The sequence below is a fragment of the Paenibacillus mendelii genome (assembly GCF_024498075.1).
GTDB classification, from domain to species: Bacteria; Bacillota; Bacilli; order Paenibacillales; family Paenibacillaceae; genus Paenibacillus_Z; species Paenibacillus_Z mendelii.
The window spans coordinates 19678-38513 of record NZ_JANHOF010000028.1; the positions used below are offsets into that span (position 1 = coordinate 19678).

Below are 18836 nucleotides of genomic sequence, written 5' to 3' on the forward strand. Positions count from 1 at the left end.
GAGTTCCCTCCCTAGTCGATTTTCTCGGTATTCTTGATGAATTTATTATTGATGAATGTCAGCAGCAGCAGAATGATGAACAGCGAGAGACCAATGGCCGAGGAGTATCCCATCTCGTTATAGGAGAAACCTGTCGTATAGAGATACAAGGCCGGCGTAAGGGTAGTATCCCCTGGTCCGCCATTCGTTAACACGAGAACGTTTTCAAAGCTTTGAATTTGTCCGATGATCGTCAATACCATTACGAGCTTGATTTGACTGCGTACGAGCGGAAGCTCCAGCCGGAGAAATCGCTGCCATGGATTCATGCCATCCAGCTTGGATACTTCGAATAACTCACTTGAAATCGACATAAGGCCTGCTAAGTAAAGCAGAAAATTGATGCCGCCGATCCACGGGAAATTCACGAATATTACCGACCAAATTGCGGTTTTGCTTTCACCCAGCCAAGCGTGTGTCCAAGATTCCAGCCCCACTAACTCAAGAAACTGGTTCAGTACGCCATACTCGCCTGCGTAAATCCACTGCCAGGTAAGAAATATAACGATGCTTGGAATAACCAATGGAATAACGAACCAAACTTTAAGGGCGTTCTGCAGCTTGGCACTCGTCACATGAAAGACGAGAACGGCGGCAATCAGCGGCAAGGTTAACTGAATGACAACTCCGCTTAGCGTAAACATGCCGATATTTTTCAAAGCGACGTGCAGCGTATCATCACTAAACAGGCGCACAAAGTTATCGAAGCCGATAAACTCCTTCACATTCGCCCCATTCCAATTGTAAAACGACATCTTCACCGCATTAAAAAATGGTATATATTTGAATGTTCCAAGGACTAGAAAGATGGGGATAAGGAATGCATATCCTTTCCAATGCTTTCGAAAAAAGCTTGCTGTGTTCGTCATATGTTGTCCTCCAATCGATAGTCTAAACTTTACGTGAAAACGCTTTATGCGTATAGGAGGCATTCTTTGATCCTGATGGGGGGCATTTTTTGCAGTACGGATTCCCATCTTTTCTGGGCAGAGGATTGTGATATACTATTCCACAAGTAAAACGGCTTCGTCGTCCTGGGGACGGCGGTACAGGTTACCCAGAGATAAAGGGGTGAGACGTAAGATGCGAGTTTTAGTAGTGGACGACCAACGATTGTCGCGTGCGGGCATCATCAAGATGATCGCCTGGGACAAGCTGGATCTGCAATTAGCCGGGGAATGCGCCAATGGGCATGAGGCGCTTGAGATGATCGCCGATCATGAGGTGGACATCGTCATTACGGATGTACGGATGCCCATATTAGGCGGATTAGAGCTGATTGAGCAGGCCAAGGAATTATATCCGCATATGGCGTTCCTCGTGATCAGTGGGTTCGACGACTATGCCTATGTACGCAAATCGATCCATCTGGCTGTAACGGATTATTTGCTGAAACCGGTCGATCAATCGGAGCTGAATGATATCTTGGAGAAGCTCATCGCCAAAACGGAGGAAGGCCGCCAGAAAGCGGCGGCACAGCTGAAGAAAACAAGGGAACAGTTCTTCTACCTTCTGCTTGAAGGCGCATACGATCAGAATGAACAATTAGTCACGGATTGGGAAGATATCCGGCTCTCCGAGCATGAGGATCACTTTATTGTGGCGATGTTCGACAGCGCGGAGGACAGAGGCAAGATTTACGGGCATTTCCAACATCTTGAGAGTCGCTGCGAAATCTTTCTTATGCGCATGAGGGAGAATTATTACGCATTCGTAGCTGCAGGATCGGCAGATGCAATGGCCCCGGTATGGTCCGACCTCCGTTCCGATCTGGGACAGCGGGGCTTATTTCAGCTTGCCGGTATAGGTTCGCTGGTCAGCGGAATCGAGAATTTGAAAGAATCGGCTGCTAAGGCCCACGATGCTTATACGCTTCAAGCAAGCCTGCCTGAGACATCGGATAACCGCGTTCCCATGGCGAAAGCAGTGGATTCCGTACCCGTATCCTCCCTCTCCTTAAGCTCCACTTGGGAACGGGAATGGTTCATTATTATCAAGCAAGGGAATCGTGCCGCGATCTTGAATAAGCTCGAAGAGCTGCACAGCAATACAAGCGAGCCGGTGTTAAATCCCGACTTCATGGAAAGCATCTATCCCTATGTGCTGCTGCGGGGTGCACGTGCCATGTACGAAGCCGGTAACCTGACCGAGCAGACTTACATGCAAGCGTTTCAAATTGCCAAGAAGCTTCCGTACATCGTCGAGCTGGAGGCTAAGCGGGATGTCGTCGCCGACTTTTTCATCCGGCATCTGGGTACCGAATCCCAATTCCCTGCCCAGAAGGCGAAAGAATCGGTGGAGAAAGCCAAGTCCTTCATTGATGCCAACTTTAGCCAGCCGATTAACTTGACTGATCTTGCCCAAGCTTATTATATGAATCCCGGTTACTTCAGCACGTTATTTCGGCAGTATACCGGACACAATTTCCTGGAATATTTAACTCAATTACGAATGGAGCATGCCAAATCGCTGATCGCCAGCAACCCGAGCGTCAAGATTAGCGATGTTGCCGTCTTATGCGGGTATCAGGACTTGAAGCATTTTCGCAAGCTGTTCAAACGCTATAGCGGTGTAACCCCTCTCCAATACAAGGAGGATGCGAAAATTGATTAGGAGCCGAATAGCCCGCTTCAAGAGCAGCCTGCAAAATAAACTGCTATTCTCCTATTCGCTCGTTATTATGATCCCGCTGCTGATCCTCGGCAGTATCTTGTACGTATCGACCATAAGCATGACCCAAACACAGACGAAGGAAAACCGCTTGCTGGAGATGCAGCTGCTCTCGGAACAGCTGCAGGAATATTTCAATTCACTCGAGCTGTACAGCCGGGCGATCTATACGGGGGAAATTCAACAGCTGCTCAACAACGGCTTGCCTGGAGATATCATTGAGCAAACCCGCTGGAAAAGCAGCCTGTTCCAACAGTTCTCGGAATGGTACGGATACATGGGCATTCGAGCGGACATTCACAATGTCACGATTGTCACTTCGAATGGAACGATGATTCAGCGAGACCCGCTTTATGTCAGGGAAGAGAACTTTGCGGAGGAGCTGTGGTACCGAGAGGCGCTAAAGCTCAATGGGAAGGTTTATGTCGCAGGGCCCTTCGAGCGTTCCTATCTGCTCCCTACTTCCAAGGCATCCCCCTATGTCTTCTCGGTGGTTCGGAAGATCAATAACACCACCGGGAGATCCGATCTCGGCGGCATCGTGATCGATGTGAGCGTCATGGATATCTACAGGCTGTTGAACGAGCTTAAGCTGCAAGACATGATCATTCTGAATGCCGATAATCAGATCGTGTACAGCAGTGCGATTGACAAGATCGGCCAGCAATGGGCGGACGGGGAGAAAATAAAGGGCAGCACTTCGACGTGGATGGATATCGACGGTCAGCGCATGCTCGTCAGCTCCACTTATTCGGATGCTACGGGCTGGCGCTTCGTTTCGTTGGATCCGCTTAGCAGCATTCAGAGCAATTCCAACAAATACCGGAATCTAACGATCGGCATCGGCTTATTGGCCTTGATCATTGCCCTGATCATTTCGACGTTTGTTTCTAGGCGTATCACCAAGCCCATACGAACGCTGCAGCAAAAGATGAAGAAGGTTCAGAACGGCGATTTTAACATTCAATTGGATGTTCAAAGCACAGACGAGGTTGGGCAGCTCACCCAAAGCTTCAACAGAATGACCGAAGAAATTCACACGCTCGTCAATCATGTATACAAATCGGATATCATTCAGAAGGAAGCGCAGCTTAAGGCGCTTCATTCCCAGATCAATCCGCATTTCCTGTACAACACGCTGGATTCGATCAACGCGATCGCCGTGATCGAGGAGGTTCCGGTACTCGCGCAAATGACCAAAATGCTGTCGGATATGTTCCGTTACAGTATCTCGACCGGCGAGCAAATTGTTCCTCTGCAGGAGGAATTAAAGCAGGTTGTCCGCTATGTGGAGATTCAGCAGATTCGTTATGATGATAAATTCAAGCTAGTGGTGAACATACCGGATCATCTGCTAAGCTACCCGATTCCGAAGCTAACGCTGCAGCCGATTGTGGAGAATGCGATCTATCATGGACTCGAGATGCTGCCTGGCGAAGGGCAAATCCAGATTACCGGTTATGAATCGAGCTCCCATATGATCTTGGAAGTAAGCGACAATGGCCCTGGTATTCCTGCACCAACGCTATTGAGCATCCAGAACAATCTGCAAGGGAAGGCCCCTGACACCGAGCATATTGGACTCGCCAATGTACAAGAAAGAATTCAACTGCACTTTGGCCCCGATTGCGGGATAACGCTGCAGAGCAAGTTAGGGGAAGGAACGACCGTAACTTACAAGCTGCCGCTGGCCGATTATAAAGGGCCTGTCATCTGAATAGACGACACGGCAACCCCGATAATCGTCTCAAAACCACATTCCCCGGGATGTGGTTTTTCTGGCATGAAAAAGACTGCCTTGCGGCAGCCTTAAGAAATATCGAACGATCGTTTAGAGTCTATATTTGAACCCGTAATGAGCACAGCCCGCTGCGCAGGCAGAATGTTCTTACGATCACTGTTGTTCCCGGTTTTCTTTGAATCAGTGTTAAAGGTTAAAATCCAGGAACAAAGGCGAACGCTAGCGCTTCTCCAGAATCATTCTTCCTGGTCTACTCTTTGTTCTTGTTTAGGTTCAACTTATATAAGTGCTGCGACACCTCAGGTTTGAAACCTCTGCTTGGCTCGCTCGAGCAAGCGGCTTACGTATTCCGCCTTGTCATCGGAATAGGCGAGAAGTGTCGTCATTCCTTTATTGATCGTGCTCTGCTTGCGCTCGGAGTACTGTCTCGCTGCGTCCGGATCTGCCCTTAAGAAATCCCGGATGAGAAGGTTGTTGATCCATTGCTCTCCGTTCCATATCACGACGGCAAGATTGAATGCTTGTTCTTGTTCCGGTCGCAATCGGAAATACAATCTCCCCTTCACGCCAGACTCCCCGAATCCCTCATATCCCCGCTTGGCTAAGGCTTCCAAGATGGAATGACCGATCTCCAGCGTCCGGACACCGACTAGTATATCGATAATCGGTTTCGCCAGCATCCCAGGCACCGAAGTGCTGCCGAAGTGTTGAATCTCTATAGCCGCTTCCCCAAATTCACGCGAAAGAATTGTTTTCTCTTGCTCGAATAAAGCAGTCCATTGCTCATGGTATGGAACCACAGTGATAGATTCGTCAATTTCCAACGTTCTCACCTCGTAACGGGAGTGCTCGCCAAAGGCTTATTTTCCTAACTTAAGGAGCTCCGTTATGGCTGATAAATTCTCTGCAAAGCCAACAAACACCTTTTCATCGATTACAATCGTGGGAACGACCTGCTTCCCTGTCAGATGAAACACTTCCTCCGCATATTTGATGTCACTTTCACAATTATATTCGACGTAAGCAATATTATTGTCGGTGAAGTATCGTTTGGCATAGTTACAGTCACTGCAAGTCGGGATGGTATATATCTTTACGGATTCAGACATGATTATCACTCCCTTGTTCTTAATAGTCCGTTATGACGTTTAAGCAGCAATTTCCTGCAGGCGTTCAAGTGTCATCCGATCAACGAATTTACTGAATTTCTCTTTCCCCTTGGCATGTTCTTTATAGAAATCGATGATCGTGATAATAACATGTACGAGTTGCTCCTTCGTTACCCCTGTACATAGGAGCTTAGCCAGGCTAGCCTTAATGCCTTTCGGTTCTCCGCCAACATAGATATCGAAGGTATCCCGCATTTTGACAACGCCGATATCTTTCACCAGCGGCTCACTCGTACCGAGGGCACAGCCTGCATAGCCGATCTTCATCGGCGTAGGGGTCTCGATTCCCGCAATCGCTTCATTCAGAACAAGTGCCGTCTCCAGCCCCGCCGTTTCTTCCCCTTTGCAGAAATTGCAGGCGATCAGCGCTTTGGTGACGAAGCCCGCCGGATTCACTTCCAATCCCGCAATCTCAAGCTCCTCCTTGATCGCATCTTGCCGATCGACCGGCACTTGTACGTAGAGCTGCTTGAACGAGGTCATCTCGATCTTCGCATTGGAATCGGTTAGGGTTCCGATCTTCGCAAGCTGTTCGGCTGTAAAGAGGCTGCCCCCAACTTGAATAACAGGCGAAACCGCCATCTTTATGAATTCACCCATGATCTGCTCCTCTCCTCGTTCTCCGTTATTGGATGTCGACGACAAACGGGACGGTAAAGACCTCGCCGTTCTGCTGAAATTGCCCCCAGACCTTATACGTTCCGCTATGCGGGAAAGAGGTCGCGAACTTCGCTTCCGGTCCCGTTGCTTTCTCATCGATCGGATGAACATGGAGATACTGCTCCGCGTCGTCCGATAGGATCACGACATGCCCCACGGCTCCCAAATATTGCTCCAGATTATCGATGTCCTTGTTCGTCTTCGCGTCGCGAATATTGTACGTCAACGTCACGTCCTCGTTTGCCTTCTTGCTGCTTAAATTAAGCTCAACTGCTTTGCCGTCGACTTCTATGGCCAGCTTGGCATCGGCCTTAACAGCAGTGTGCTGCGCTTCTTCTCCATCCACCTTCACCCACTCACTAAGCGTCACACCTGACCCGCCGGTTGGAATGAAATCTGCAAATAGTTTATAATCCCCGCCCGCCGGGAAGGAAGTGGTCACGTTGAATTTGCCGTCTCCTTGGAATTCAGGATGGATATGGTTGAAGTACGACAGATCGTGATTGACGACGATCAGATGCAGCAGCTTCTCATGATTCTCGTCAAACTCGTTAATTGGTGCACCATCTTCCCCCGTGATTTGGATCGTTAATTCCGTGTCTTCCTTGGCTTTGGCCGTGCCGGCCTCGAAGGAGAACGCCGCTTTCAACGGATTGTCAGACTTATCTGACGCAGCACCGTGTCCGCTATGATCGTCCGTCTTCTTCTCTGCACCATGTCCGCTGTGATCCTCTGCTTTCGTGTCCGTTTTCCCGCATGCGGTCAACAAACTGAAGGTCAGGACCACTGCGACAAGAATGAGTTTCTTATTCATGGCTAACAACTCCGATCATCTTATCTACTGGGCGGAAGGACGTACTTTCACGCGCTGCAGCCGCAGCGCATTAAGAACAACCGATACCGAGCTTAATGCCATCGCTGCGCCTGCTACCCATGGAGCCAACAGTCCGATCGCAGCAATCGGAATGCCAAGCGTATTGTATCCGAGCGCCCAGAACAGATTTTGCTTAATATTGCTCATCGTCTTGCGGCTCATATAGATCGCATCCGGGATGCTTGACAGGTCTCCGCGCATAAGGGTCACATCCGCAGCTTCCATTGCGACATCTGTTCCCGTACCGATTGCCATCCCAACATCCGCTGTTGCTAGGGCCGGCGCATCGTTGATGCCATCCCCAACCATGGCGACCTTCTTGCCTTGCGCCTGGAGCTTCTTCACTTCTTCCGCTTTCCCTTCGGGAAGAACCTCTGCCAATACATGCTCGATGCCGACTTGGGCTGCAATAGCTCTCGCTGTCCGTTCATTGTCGCCTGTAATCATGATGACTTGGATGCCCATCTCTTTCAGTCGGCTCACAGCGGCTTTCGAGGTTTCTTTGATCGTATCGGCTACCGCCACGATCCCCGCGTACTGTCCATCGATGGCGGCAAGCATCGCTGTTTTCCCGTCCTCTTCCAGCTTCGCCATCGTATCGTAAGCAGACTTCGCGTCCACTTCGAATTTCTCCATCAAGCGGCGCGTACCGACCAGCACCTCTTTCCCTTCAACGACAGCCTTGATTCCATAACCCGGAATCGCTTCGAATGCTTCCGTTCCCGGCAGTGAGATGCTGCGTTCCTGAATCCCTGTAACGATAGCTTCCGCAAGCGGGTGCTCCGAATTCTTCTCTGCCGCGCCGACGAGCCGGAGAAAGTCCGCTTCGTCAGCATTCGTCTGTACATCCGTTAACTCCGGTTTCCCTTTCGTAACGGTGCCTGTTTTATCGAGAATAATCGCATTGATCTTATGCGTTTGCTCCAGATGCTCGCCGCCCTTGAACAAGATACCCAGCTCTGCTGCGCGACCTGAACCTGCCATAATGGAAGTCGGGGTTGCCAACCCGAGTGCGCAAGGGCAAGCGATGACGAGAATGGCAATGGCGATCTCAAGCGATTCGGCAAAGTTGCCAGGTGTTACGAAGAAATACCAGACTAGAAATGCGATAACCGCAATCCCAACGACGATCGGGACGAAGATGCCGGAGATAACGTCCGCTACCCGTTGAATCGGCGCTTTGGAGCCCTGCGCTTCTTCGACGACTTTAATGATCTGCGCAAGCGCCGTTTCTTTGCCAACCTTCGTAGCTTGAATGCGGAGCATGCCATTCTTATTGATTGTCGCTCCGATTACCGCATCGCCGGCTGTCTTCTCAACCGGGAGGCTTTCCCCAGTCAGCATCGATTCATCTACCGACGATGTCCCTTCGATCACCTCGCCGTCAACGGGAATTTTATCCCCGGGACGGACAAGCACGATGTCCCCAGTGAGGACTTCATCCACGGGAATGGAGAGCTCTTGACCGTCTCTGATTACGAGCGCGGTCTTCGCTTGCAAGCCCATCAAGGATTTGATCGCTTCCGATGTACGGCCCTTGGCAAGAGATTCGAACAGTTTTCCCATTAATACCAGCGTAATCAGCACTGCACTTGTCTCATAATAGAGAGAAGGTCCATGATGCGCTGCAGCACCGGCGAGATACCAATCGATTGTGAGATACAGGCTGTAGAAGTAGGCGGCCGAGGTGCCGAGCGAGACCAATACGTCCATGTTTGCACTGCCGTTACGAAGCGCTTTGTAAGCACCGATATAGAACTGTCTGCCGATATAGAATTGAACCGGCGTCGCCAGAATCAGCTGCATCCATGGATTCATGAATAGGTCCGGTACATAAATCCACGAGGTGAAGGAGAAGTGACCGACCATGCTCCAAAGCAGCGGGAGCGAGAGTATGGCCGAAATAAGCAAATTCAGTTTGTAGCGGCGCACCTCTTTCACCCGGTGATCGCCAGCATTTGCGCTGTCCTGTTTGGTGACCGCTTTATAGCCGAGCTGCTGCACCTTGTTCTGCATATCCTTGATCGATATATCGCCAGAAGTGAATTCCACATGAGCCGTCTCCATTGCAAAATTGACGGTTGCGTTCGTAACGCCAGGTAATTTATTCAGGCCCTTCTCGATCCGATTCGCGCAAGCTGCACAGGTCATGCCTTCCAATGTGAAATCAACGGTTTCCTTGGCCGTACCGTACCCCAGCTTCTTGACCGTTTCTTCCATCCGATCCCGGTTCACGATTGCCGGATCATAGGTCACGCTTGCTTTCTCCAGAGCAAAATTAACATTGGCGTTAACGACGCCCTCCAATTTGCTGAGGCCCTTCTCTATTCGATTCGCACAAGCAGCACAAGTCATACCGGTGAGCTGCAGCGTCGTTTGTTTGCTCTCATTCGTTGTCGTTTCGTTGGCTTCCATAATCTATCGCTCCTTATCGCATTCCCCGTTAGTTAGACGACTTCATATCCTTGCTCTTCAATGGCCTCTTTCACGGCTTCGATCGTTAGCCCGTTCTCATCGTACGAGACATCTACCGTATTGCTTGCAAGATCAACCTTGCCTTTCGCTCCGATACCTTGAAGTGCGCCTTCAATTGAAATCACGCAGTGGTTGCAGCTCATACCTTCAACTTGTAAGGTTTGGTTTGTCATCTTAAACATCTCCCTTAATTGGTTATATTTATTCAAATGATCCGATTGAGCAAAATTCATCTAGTAGTAGTTCTCGGACGATTCCATGAATCCGTTGGATTTCGTATCCATCGCCTTCCGTGTTTTTAGTATACCCCCCTACCCTATAATAAGTCAAACGTTATTTTACAATACCCCCCTATGCTATATGTGATTCGAAATAAAAAGCAGCATCTCTGCTGCTGTTACGAACCTTACCTTTTACCAATCCACCTTCTGGTTCTGCTCACCTTCCTATAACCGTAAACGATTCTTAGTAAACAGCCCTTTCTCAAAAATGTGGTGTGCACTCCGCTTAACTAGTCGGCTGCCGCGGGATCGACTTCACAGGGCTTGTCCCTCCACCGAGTTTGGGATAGGTGAAGATTTGTTCTCATGTCAATTATTATTCGGATCCGGTTTGAAATCAGAAAAGGACGCTGGCTAGCCGCCAACCTCCTTCCATACCCGCATCCTCACACCTAAGAGGACGTCTTGGACTTCAACACAATCGGGTCCATGCCCGCTTTATAGACGAATGTGACCGGATCCGGCCTCTCCTTCCACTCAGCTGGTTTATCTGGTGTACTTCCAACTGGATTGAATTGTAATTGTAATCTAACTACCTCAATTTTATAAGTCTCCCCTTCCTTCAATCTTCCAGTACCATAATAACCGTAGTTTACTAGTGTTGTAGGCATGGGATTTCCGCTTGCATCCGTTACATGGATCGTTAACATATAAGAAGAATCTACGATAATATCGGCCGTTTTTATTTTTAATTGAACGCCATATAATGTCCGTTCCGGCAAGCTGGTTATGCCTTCATTATATATAAATTTGTTGCCTCTTCCATATAAGAGGTGCCTATCTGGACTCCACGGATACGGTTCAAGAAATTGAACATATTCCCTGCCCTCACGGAGACCGCTTATACTGACCTTGCCGCTGCCGTCTGTTGGAAAGAGCTTTTCTTGGGAACTTGCTTGATCAATAATTCGAACGCGTGCATGAGCTATCGGATTGCCCTGCTCATCGACAATGGTATCCGTGAATTGCACGCGGGTATCCGTGAACTGTACAGTACCTTTCAACGTTAACTTAACAAGCAGCGGTTCCTTCACAGAAGGATCGAACGTGAACGAATAGGGGGCGGGATTCTCGTAGTTGCTGTTCTCGTCCCGAAATTGTATGTCAACGACATAACGATCCCCAGGCTTTAGTCCGCTATATATATAAGCTTCAGGCGTAAGGGTTGGCTTAATATTCGGGTCAAATTGATTCTGTCCCTTACGGATTAGCATGGAATACAGGTTTGTATCGATTGGCTTCCCGTCTTGATTCACAGCCATGAGGCTTGCAAAGTTTTGTTTCACCACGATGACCGGTTTCGGGTCGACAGCTCCGTACTTAAAGACATACGGCTCCGGCATCAAATCGATAGGATCCACGAATGCAAGGATCCGGTATCGCTTTCCTATCGACAGTCCGCCAATACGAAATTGACCATTTGCATCCGTTATAAACGTCAGATCAGAGGTTGGTGATTCCCCCTCAAAGAGAACCACCTCCTGATTGGCAACCGGTTTGCCCTCTTCATCGACAACGCTTCCCGTTACATCCACTTTCTGCAGCGTGATATTGACCGGATGAACACGATCAGAACTCAGCACTTTTATTTCTTTGGAAACCATGTAATCTCTGCTGTTCAACGGCGGTTCGGCATGTACATACATCGTATTTTCCTTGCTTACTCCGCTTATTTCATATCGCCCATTCGAATCTGTCGTTACATCAACAGTGACAGCCCCGTTCAAGCCTGAATAGATGGCTATAACTTTAGCTCCAGCGACGGGTTCGCCCAATGGGCTTAATACGCTGCCGGTCAATTGGTCGGCAGCGATTGCTGGAGGTTCTTTACCGTTCTTCGGGGGTGTTACGGTTGGACTCGTCTTTCCTCCGCCAATCGTAATAACACCAGTTAGCCGATCCCATCTCACATCCCGGCTCACAGCTTCGCTAACGAAACGAAGCGGTACGTAAGCAACACCACTTTGTGTGAACGGAGCCGCGCTCAGCTTCAGTGCTTTTCCATTCACTTGAGCTTCGAGACTGCCTAACCGCACCTCAATAGCTGCTGTTGTTGATTTACCCGTTATCTGTTTCGTCTTCGCATCCCAACCGACACGGAGGCCCAATCCCTCGAACAAGCCTCGGAAGGGTACCCATGTCATCCCTTTTAATTGTATAGGCGGATTCGAGAGAACCAGCTCCCGTCCATCAATTACAATCTTACTGCCAGCGGCGGCGGTCAGGGTGTACGCTCCCATCATCGCCCACACCATAAGCACGGCCATTATTGCTGCTATTCGTCTCACAGTCTAGTCCCCTTCATCTCTCTATCCTATTCCACCTTCCTAAAATAACAATATTTTCATAATTAGAAAAGAACAAGTTTTCAATTATTCCAAGATAGCGCTCATTTGAAGGCTCCCTTTGGATTCTTCCGATTCTCTGCTTTTATCTGAAGCGGCGGAAGAACGTTTGCAGGTCAGGGGCCAGAAGATCCGGCGCGTCCATAGCTGCGAAATGGGTGCCGCGTTCAAATTCCGACCACTGCACGATGTTGGTGTTATCGCGTTCTGCGAAGCGCTTCATGGATTTGAAGTCATTGCCAAATACAGCCACACCCGTCGGAGTTGTATTCGGACCTTGCTCTGTCTGTTCGCTATGCGCATTCTCGTAATATAAGCGAGTGGAGGATTCGGCGGTATTGGTCAGCCAATATAACATAACATTCGTCAGTAAAGCCTCGGGTTCTACGAAGTCCACATGGTCTCCGAACCCATTGAACAGTTCAGCAATCCAAGCGAGCTGGCCTACGGGAGAGTCGGTGAGCCCATAACTCAATGTCTGCGGCCGAGTCTGCTGAATCGCGTTGAACCCTGCCCGTTCATGGAAGTTTGCAAGAAATTGAAGGCGTGACTGGTCGTCTTCGGACAAATCTACCATCTCTGCCGGATCGCCAGAAGGGAAGGAGAACAATTGCAGCACATGGATGCCGAGAAGACCTTCAGGCTTCTGAATGCCCATTTCACGGGAAACAAGCGCGCCGCAGTCGCTCCCATGAGCACCGTACTTCTCATAACCAAGACGATCCATTAATTCTGCCCAGGCTTTAGCGATGCGCGATATATTCCAGCCCGCTTCGAGGGACGAGCCTGAGAATCCAAAGCCAGGCACGGATGGGATCACGAGATGGAAGGCGTTCGCCGGATCGCCCCCATGCGCCCGAGGATCTGTCAGCGGACCAATTAAATCCAAGAACTCCACGATCGAGCTCGGCCAAGCATGCGTAAGAATTAGCGGAAGTGCGTCAGGCTCAGGAGAACGGACATGCAGGAAATGAATGTGAGCCCCGTCTATCATTGTCGTGAACTGGGGGAATTCATTCAGGCGCGCTTCGTGCTTGCGCCAGTCATATTTAATCTGCCAATAGGCAGCCAGCTCTTTCACATACGGGAGCGAAACGCCGTATTTCCATTCAGTGCCCGATAAAGCATCAGGCCAACGTGTATGGGACAAGCGGTATTGCAGGTCATCCAAATCCGCTTGCGGAATTGCTATGCGAAAAGGGTGAATTTCAGTGTTTGCTGCGTTTGAAAATGGAGTAGACGTTGTCATTAGAATTGCCTCCTCGAATTTGAATTGAACATTTTTTCTTCCTTACACTTCTTATAATAAAGCACTGACCCTGACAGCTTTATGTCAGGGTCAGTAGCACGAATAAAAAATAATTTGAGTATTTGATCGCCATATCATTAAGCAGATACTTGAAATTACACCATAATAAGCTGCTCTGTTTCGTATATCAGATCATGCAGCATTTTCAACGACTTTTCTAAATTATTCGGGTCATCTGTGACTAAAGTTAGTAATTCATTTACTCGATTAGAATATTGGCTTGGAGCCACGCGGAATGAATCAGCAATGGCAACCGCTCCTTTTTCGTTCATCCAATAGCATTCATTAATTGCAAACAAGACCTGATTCAAGCAGGATAATGACCGAAAACAGCATCCCGTGATATACGCTAAATCGGTTTTATGAATGCCCTTCTTTCCGGTTTCAAGAGCAAAGGTTGCTTCCCACATAAACTTTTCAATCATGGCCTTTTTTAATACAAGCGGATATGGAATCGTTCTTGTCTTCAGCTCTCCAATAATACCGGAAGGATCCCATAGCACTTTGCACAACGCGATTTCCGAGAAATAAATCAAATTGAGAAATCCGTGCGGGTGCCCAGGCTGATAGTCGATGGTAATTTCCCCGGAAAGACATTGCTCCATCACTGATGTCACTTTATTCAGATCGCGATACAGAAAATCGACCGGATAATGGTTTACTTGCAGCCACCCACCGCCGTTAATCCATGGTCCCCAACCACCGATTTCCGTAACGAGGTTATTTCTCCGGGCATCATCCATGTCTGCAGCAACCTGCTGCAGTTCAGAAATATATAATTCGCTGTTGGAATCGTAATAGATGCCAATATCAATATCGGAGTGGAGAGTATGAGTCCCTCTGGCTCTTGATCCCCCCAGAACCAAAGCCTTTACGCCCCTTATTTGCTTTAACGAGTCAACGATCTGTGTAATTGTTTGTTGAACTTCCATATAAATCCTCCGTTCTTTCACGTTGTAGAACTCATGTCGAGGAAACCATGTTTCCTAAGTTCAGCTACTGATTCGACTAATGACTCACTGGTTTTCACCTCAATAACGACGGACAAATCATTCTTCTGGGCAAAGTCCAAACTTTCATTGATCTGAACAATACCCGTATATAAAGGTTGATGATCCGACTTCCCATTGTAATCGTGGAGATGCATGTGCCTGATTCGATTCTTGTAATGCGTGAAGGTGGGCTCATCTTGAAAATCCGCTCTCGCATCATGACCCACATCCCACGTTAAATAGAAGTTATGAAAATCACTTAGTTTATCCAGAGCTTTGCGAATATAAGGAATATGAAAATTTCCCGTATTCTCAATGCATAATTGAACTTCATACATTTCAGCAAATCGATATAGCTCTTCATACGATTCACTGAGCAACTCCAAAAAGGTTGATTCATACTGTTCATTGATCCAGACCTTAGTCTGCGGTAAGGTGAAGTATATCCCATTGTTCAGATGCATGTTCAGCGTTGTAATACCCGATAAAAGAGCCCATTCCATCGTTTGTCTGCAGCGTTCTAAGTGCCCGTTCCTTATTGAAGGGTGATAAGAGGATACATCCAATTCTTCAGGGAGATGTATGGTGAAATCAATTCCGTATTGATCTTTGTAGTATCTTATTTCCTTATAACTTAAATTTTCCGGTATGCAGATCGGGAGGTTCATATTTAATTCAATAAAGTTCAACCCAAGTGTGTGACACAACTGAACATTGTCCGTTATCGATGTATATTCGACCAAGGTAGGCATTCCAAGCTTCATAGGGCATCCTCGATTCCTGCTACCATGCTCTCACCGTTTTCCCATGTTCAAATCGATCCATAAGAAAAGCAAGTATTCTCTCCGCCGCGTACTCTGATGTCTTCAGCATCTTCTTATTTGCAGTGGCAGCATGCATATCCGTATCAATCGCCTCCTCTCAACTTCCCAAGCAACTGTGCTAAATGTCCTTTTTAAGATAATAATGTGTATGGGTGCCGGCATTGGGAATAACTCCGAATACTTCAAAGCCTTGCTTAACGTAAAAATCTAAGGCTTGAAAGCTTAAGGTTTCGAGTTTAATAAAGTCGCATTTCTTCTCTTTAGCTATTTGTTCCACTTCAGATAAAAGTTTTGAGCCATAACCTGATTTACGATACTCTTCATTCACGAATAGGTAATGGACCTCTAACCAGTTCCAGCATATTTCGCCCACGATTCCACCATATATTTGTCCTTGAGCATTCTTGAGGAACAGGTTTACCTCTTGATATCTGCCCTTCAGATCATCGGGGAAATGCTTTAAATTAAACTCAATCATCTTATTTCTTACATAGACTTTGTCTTCACTATTGGATTCGTTTGAAATATGCAATTCCATCTTATTATTCCGCTCCCATTCTCATATGCATCACAAGCTATGAACCGAGTTATCTACCCTATAACTTACCACATTACCCTTTTGTATAGATGAGATAGATTGCTTATAAGAAAATATTACTTCCCCATTAATAAATGGCAGCTTTATGAAAATGAAAAGACCGCTAAATTCAGCGGTCTTGAGGGGCAATGCCCTCTGGTAAAGGAGAGTTAAGTGATTGCGGAAGCAAGGTTAGGTGCCTTTAAATCCACCAAGCAAGGCGACAATGATTAGTACAAGACCTAGACAAACGGAAAAATATCCGCTTATTTTGAATCTTTTAATCGCAGATTTCGATGGTGTCTTGGGGTATACGTATCTTGCAGATGTCTTGTACATAAGCTCTGGTTTTAAGATCGAAAGTACGCCAGGGACCACTACGATGACTACTAGAAATAATGAAATTATAACTCTATCTCCCATAGAATACCACCTTCTGTTAGATTGTGTTCGTTCTTCTTGTTCGAGCTTAGGCAGAGAAAGATGCTCGGGGAACCATATGTTAAAGAGCAGGTGCTTTGTCATCCCGCTCTTAACTGTGTATTCGATTCACCTATTGTTGGCTTTCGATTGCCCAGAAACGATTTCCATAAGGATCGCAGAACCTCATCCCGCGATCGCCACCGCCGAGATCGGGAATAATCTCGCCAACCGACACGCCGCTGCTGATTAAATTGGATCGCAGCTCCTCGATGTTTCCTGTCGTGAATTGTATCGAGTAATGTGGATTCTGTTTAACATCCCCTGTGTACCACAGGCTGTTTTCATCCTCTTCCTCTCCGAAAAGCAAAATTTCTTGTCCATTTGCTAGTTTAAGGCTTGCAATTCCCATCTTCCAGATAAGCTCGAAGCCTAGAACGCTAACATACCATTCAATAGCCTTTTCATACTCGATGAAGTTCCCCGACTTAGTAACTGGAATTCCGAGTACGAGTTCTTTTACCCCCATAACTGCTTTCCTCCCATTGTTATTGAATCGTAAATCACAACCGTTTATTTCATACATGTTCTAAGTTACTGTCTTTACATTCCTTTTCATCTTGTCCATGTCTATACACGACCTAATGATACCATATATATACATTTCCTGATCGGTTTCCCGCTTGCATATTCTTCGTCATTTCTTGTAGTCGGGCTCACCTTGTACGTTCTCATTTCAAACGATGATTATTTTTTATAAAGAAACAGAAACACTGACAGATAGGTGTCAGTAGTGGCCGCTTATAATAGCAATAGAAAACCAAATAATAATAATTATCTTAGGAGGAAATAGAATATGAGCACACTGCAAACATTACGAGGATTTGCGACCATCAGTTACTGGGCGGATGATATGGAGGCGGCAAAGGCGTGGTATTCGGAGCTGCTGGGCATTGCGCCTTACTTCGAACGCTCAGGACCCGATGGTCAACTCGCTTATGCCGAGTTCCGTCTGGGAGACTATCAGCATGAACTGGGTCTGATCGATCGTCGTTTCGCTCCTCCCCGTGCAGAGGGTGGCCCCGGTGGTGCCGTTATGTACTGGCATGTGGATGATATTGAAGCCACGCTTCAGCAATTGAAGACCATGGGGGCTGAAGAGTACGAGCCGCTCATTCACCGTGGCGATTCGGGATTCATCACAGCTTCCGTAACGGATCCATTCGGCAATGTACTGGGTATTATGTACAATCCGCACTATTTGGAGATATTGAATTTTAGAAAATAGGGGTGACCAGCGTAGTGGTAATCGATAAAATCGTGCAAGCTCACACGCGACAAGAATGGCGAAAGTGGCTCAGTGATCATCACCATATTGAAGATTACTGTTGGTTAATCACGACTAAGAATCATTCCTTACGTTACCTGGATTATGTTGAAGAAGCGCTGTGTTTTGGCTGGATTGACAGCACACGCAAGAAAATGGATGGCCTTCAAACAGGACAACGATTCTCACCGCGGAAAAAGAACAGCAGCTGGACAGAGCTCAATAAAGAACGCGTCCGACGGCTAGATAAATTAGGCTTCATGACGGAAGCAGGAGCTAAAGTATTGCCCGATATGAGCGCTGAATCCTTTATCATTCATGAAGACATCTTAACGCAATTGCGTCAGGATGAAGCGCTCTATCAGCATTTTCGAGCCTTGCCGGAACTATATGTTCGAATCAAGATCGATAATATTCAGTCCGTGCGGAACGATGAAGCGCTGTATCAGAATCGGTTGGCAAAGTTTATAGAACATACCCGTATCAACAAAATGTACGGACAATGGAATGATGATGGCCGTCTTCTAGAGTATTAAACCCACGGTGCAGCGGGTATGTCTAGTTGATGCGCAATGATGAGCTCGTTAGCCATCCGCTTATTGATTGAATTTGGATTTGTCTCTTGCCTTAGTAAAGCTAGCTGTGAAGCAGTAGCGGGTTGAGACTCAATAATTTCCAGAAAGTTTAGTCTCCCTATGCGCTCTCCAATGCTAACATCCTCACATAAGTCGATGACTTCGTACATGGCATTGATGGCCTTCTCGTAGTTGACATTTTGGGCAGTCGCAGAGTCTGTGCTTAATAAGAATCGCTTAGAATATTTCTTGATTAAAGGAATGTAGTCTTCAAGAGGGTAGGTATTGCTGGGATCATAAGCGGTGAAGCCTGCGAAGAAGTCCATGTACAAATTCGTATATCGGCTTAGGATACTCTCCATATTCTCAGGAGGATTAAAGACATTCGCGTGACCAAATATAAATATAGTGTCTGGAAATTCACGAAGTGCTTCCTCTAACTTGATTATCGGCTCTCCGAAAGGCGGATCAATATGTAATAGAATCGGTACTCGATAGGAAGCACAAAGTTCATATATGGCAGGCAGATTCCCATCCATTGGATGATCTGCTTTCCAC

Annotated in this window: 19 protein-coding genes; 4 read left to right on the forward strand and 15 right to left on the reverse strand. The window is 47.4% G+C overall.

Translation table 11 applies throughout. The features are described from left to right. Positions 1 to 11: 11 nt before the first annotated feature. Complete coding sequence (locus NNL21_RS34430) at positions 12 to 908, reverse strand: carbohydrate ABC transporter permease (RefSeq protein ID WP_204822701.1); 897 nt, start codon at positions 906 to 908, stop codon at positions 12 to 14. Between the two features lie 214 nt (positions 909 to 1122). Between NNL21_RS34430 and NNL21_RS34435 the strand changes: the two genes are divergently transcribed. Together NNL21_RS34435 and NNL21_RS34440 are read left to right on the forward strand one after the other, a co-directional pair. Then, positions 1123 to 2652, forward strand: a complete 1530-nt coding sequence (locus NNL21_RS34435; protein WP_204822702.1) for a response regulator transcription factor — start codon at positions 1123 to 1125, stop codon at positions 2650 to 2652. Then, positions 2645 to 4426, forward strand: a complete 1782-nt coding sequence (locus tag NNL21_RS34440) for a cache domain-containing sensor histidine kinase (protein WP_204822703.1) — start codon at positions 2645 to 2647, stop codon at positions 4424 to 4426. Before NNL21_RS34435 ends, NNL21_RS34440 begins: the two co-directional genes overlap by 8 nt. A 323-nt stretch (positions 4427 to 4749) precedes the next feature. On the opposite strand, the gene NNL21_RS34445 is transcribed toward NNL21_RS34440, so the two are convergent. The 13 genes from NNL21_RS34445 to NNL21_RS34500 form a co-directional block, all read right to left on the reverse strand. Then, complete coding sequence (locus NNL21_RS34445) at positions 4750 to 5274, reverse strand: GrpB family protein (protein ID WP_204822704.1); 525 nt, start codon at positions 5272 to 5274, stop codon at positions 4750 to 4752. Positions 5275 to 5310: 36 nt separating this feature from the next. Next, on the reverse strand, positions 5311 to 5559 hold the full coding sequence (locus tag NNL21_RS34450; protein WP_204822705.1) for a glutaredoxin family protein: 249 nt from the start codon (positions 5557 to 5559) through the stop codon (positions 5311 to 5313). Between the two features lie 39 nt (positions 5560 to 5598). Then, positions 5599 to 6219 (reverse strand): NAD(P)/FAD-dependent oxidoreductase, encoded by a 621-nt coding sequence (locus NNL21_RS34455; RefSeq protein WP_204822706.1) that lies wholly within the window; start codon positions 6217 to 6219, stop codon positions 5599 to 5601. A gap of 25 nt (positions 6220 to 6244) precedes the next feature. Next, positions 6245 to 7093: a DUF8832 domain-containing protein gene (locus NNL21_RS34460; protein WP_204822707.1), complete on the reverse strand. Its 849-nt coding sequence runs from the start codon at positions 7091 to 7093 to the stop codon at positions 6245 to 6247. A gap of 24 nt (positions 7094 to 7117) precedes the next feature. Continuing rightward, on the reverse strand, positions 7118 to 9568 hold the full coding sequence (locus NNL21_RS34465) for a heavy metal translocating P-type ATPase (RefSeq protein WP_204822708.1): 2451 nt from the start codon (positions 9566 to 9568) through the stop codon (positions 7118 to 7120). Positions 9569 to 9600: 32 nt separating this feature from the next. Further along, positions 9601 to 9801, reverse strand: coding sequence for a copper ion binding protein (locus NNL21_RS34470; protein WP_204822709.1), 201 nt, complete (start codon positions 9799 to 9801; stop codon positions 9601 to 9603). Between the two features lie 500 nt (positions 9802 to 10301). Then, positions 10302 to 12197: a carboxypeptidase regulatory-like domain-containing protein gene (locus NNL21_RS34475; RefSeq protein WP_204822710.1), complete on the reverse strand. Its 1896-nt coding sequence runs from the start codon at positions 12195 to 12197 to the stop codon at positions 10302 to 10304. A 142-nt stretch (positions 12198 to 12339) separates the two neighbouring features. Continuing rightward, a complete protein-coding gene (locus NNL21_RS34480) occupies positions 12340 to 13503 on the reverse strand; it encodes an epoxide hydrolase family protein (RefSeq protein WP_204822711.1) in 1164 nt (387 codons plus the stop codon). Positions 13504 to 13658: 155 nt separating this feature from the next. Next, positions 13659 to 14495: a nucleotidyltransferase domain-containing protein gene (locus tag NNL21_RS34485; RefSeq protein WP_204822712.1), complete on the reverse strand. Its 837-nt coding sequence runs from the start codon at positions 14493 to 14495 to the stop codon at positions 13659 to 13661. A gap of 17 nt (positions 14496 to 14512) precedes the next feature. Continuing rightward, complete coding sequence (locus tag NNL21_RS34490) at positions 14513 to 15319, reverse strand: sugar phosphate isomerase/epimerase family protein (RefSeq protein ID WP_204822713.1); 807 nt, start codon at positions 15317 to 15319, stop codon at positions 14513 to 14515. Between the two features lie 178 nt (positions 15320 to 15497). Next, positions 15498 to 15917 carry a GNAT family N-acetyltransferase gene (locus tag NNL21_RS34495; protein ID WP_204822714.1) on the reverse strand — a complete coding sequence of 140 codons (420 nt, stop codon included), beginning with the start codon at positions 15915 to 15917 and terminating at the stop codon, positions 15498 to 15500. A 231-nt stretch (positions 15918 to 16148) separates the two neighbouring features. Further along, positions 16149 to 16481 (reverse strand): DUF6199 family natural product biosynthesis protein, encoded by a 333-nt coding sequence (locus NNL21_RS37070; RefSeq protein ID WP_507176572.1) that lies wholly within the window; start codon positions 16479 to 16481, stop codon positions 16149 to 16151. A gap of 28 nt (positions 16482 to 16509) precedes the next feature. Continuing rightward, on the reverse strand, positions 16510 to 16905 hold the full coding sequence (locus NNL21_RS34500; RefSeq protein ID WP_204822715.1) for a VOC family protein: 396 nt from the start codon (positions 16903 to 16905) through the stop codon (positions 16510 to 16512). Between the two features lie 327 nt (positions 16906 to 17232). Here NNL21_RS34500 and NNL21_RS34505 point away from each other — a divergent pair, with 327 nt between their 5' ends. Both NNL21_RS34505 and NNL21_RS34510 read left to right on the forward strand, forming a co-directional pair. Continuing rightward, on the forward strand, positions 17233 to 17664 hold the full coding sequence (locus tag NNL21_RS34505) for a VOC family protein (RefSeq protein WP_204822716.1): 432 nt from the start codon (positions 17233 to 17235) through the stop codon (positions 17662 to 17664). Positions 17665 to 17678: 14 nt separating this feature from the next. Next, entirely contained in the window at positions 17679 to 18239 is a 561-nt protein-coding gene (locus NNL21_RS34510; RefSeq protein ID WP_204822717.1) for a YdeI/OmpD-associated family protein, read from the forward strand. Here NNL21_RS34510 and NNL21_RS34515 read toward each other — a convergent pair. Beyond that, entirely contained in the window at positions 18236 to 18817 is a 582-nt protein-coding gene (locus tag NNL21_RS34515) for an amidohydrolase family protein (RefSeq protein WP_204822718.1), read from the reverse strand. The genes NNL21_RS34510 and NNL21_RS34515 overlap by 4 nt on opposite strands. Between the last annotated feature and the right edge of the window lie 19 nt (positions 18818 to 18836).

Coding starts and splice junctions, on each gene's coding strand:
- NNL21_RS34430 (WP_204822701.1), bottom strand. CDS start 908: ATGACGAACACAGCAAGCTTTTTTCGAAAGCATTGGAAAGGATATGCA.
- NNL21_RS34435 (WP_204822702.1), top strand. CDS start 1,123: ATGCGAGTTTTAGTAGTGGACGACCAACGATTGTCGCGTGCGGGCATC.
- NNL21_RS34450 (WP_204822705.1), bottom strand. CDS start 5,559: ATGTCTGAATCCGTAAAGATATATACCATCCCGACTTGCAGTGACTGT.
- NNL21_RS34455 (WP_204822706.1), bottom strand. CDS start 6,219: ATGGGTGAATTCATAAAGATGGCGGTTTCGCCTGTTATTCAAGTTGGG.
- NNL21_RS34460 (WP_204822707.1), bottom strand. CDS start 7,093: ATGAATAAGAAACTCATTCTTGTCGCAGTGGTCCTGACCTTCAGTTTG.
- NNL21_RS34465 (WP_204822708.1), bottom strand. CDS start 9,568: ATGGAAGCCAACGAAACGACAACGAATGAGAGCAAACAAACGACGCTG.
- NNL21_RS34470 (WP_204822709.1), bottom strand. CDS start 9,801: ATGACAAACCAAACCTTACAAGTTGAAGGTATGAGCTGCAACCACTGC.
- NNL21_RS34480 (WP_204822711.1), bottom strand. CDS start 13,503: ATGACAACGTCTACTCCATTTTCAAACGCAGCAAACACTGAAATTCAC.
- NNL21_RS34485 (WP_204822712.1), bottom strand. CDS start 14,495: ATGGAAGTTCAACAAACAATTACACAGATCGTTGACTCGTTAAAGCAA.
- NNL21_RS34490 (WP_204822713.1), bottom strand. CDS start 15,319: ATGAAGCTTGGAATGCCTACCTTGGTCGAATATACATCGATAACGGAC.
- NNL21_RS34495 (WP_204822714.1), bottom strand. CDS start 15,917: ATGGAATTGCATATTTCAAACGAATCCAATAGTGAAGACAAAGTCTAT.
- NNL21_RS37070 (WP_507176572.1), bottom strand. CDS start 16,481: ATGACAAAGCACCTGCTCTTTAACATATGGTTCCCCGAGCATCTTTCT.
- NNL21_RS34500 (WP_204822715.1), bottom strand. CDS start 16,905: ATGGGGGTAAAAGAACTCGTACTCGGAATTCCAGTTACTAAGTCGGGG.
- NNL21_RS34505 (WP_204822716.1), top strand. CDS start 17,233: ATGAGCACACTGCAAACATTACGAGGATTTGCGACCATCAGTTACTGG.
- NNL21_RS34515 (WP_204822718.1), bottom strand. CDS start 18,817: ATGGATGGGAATCTGCCTGCCATATATGAACTTTGTGCTTCCTATCGA.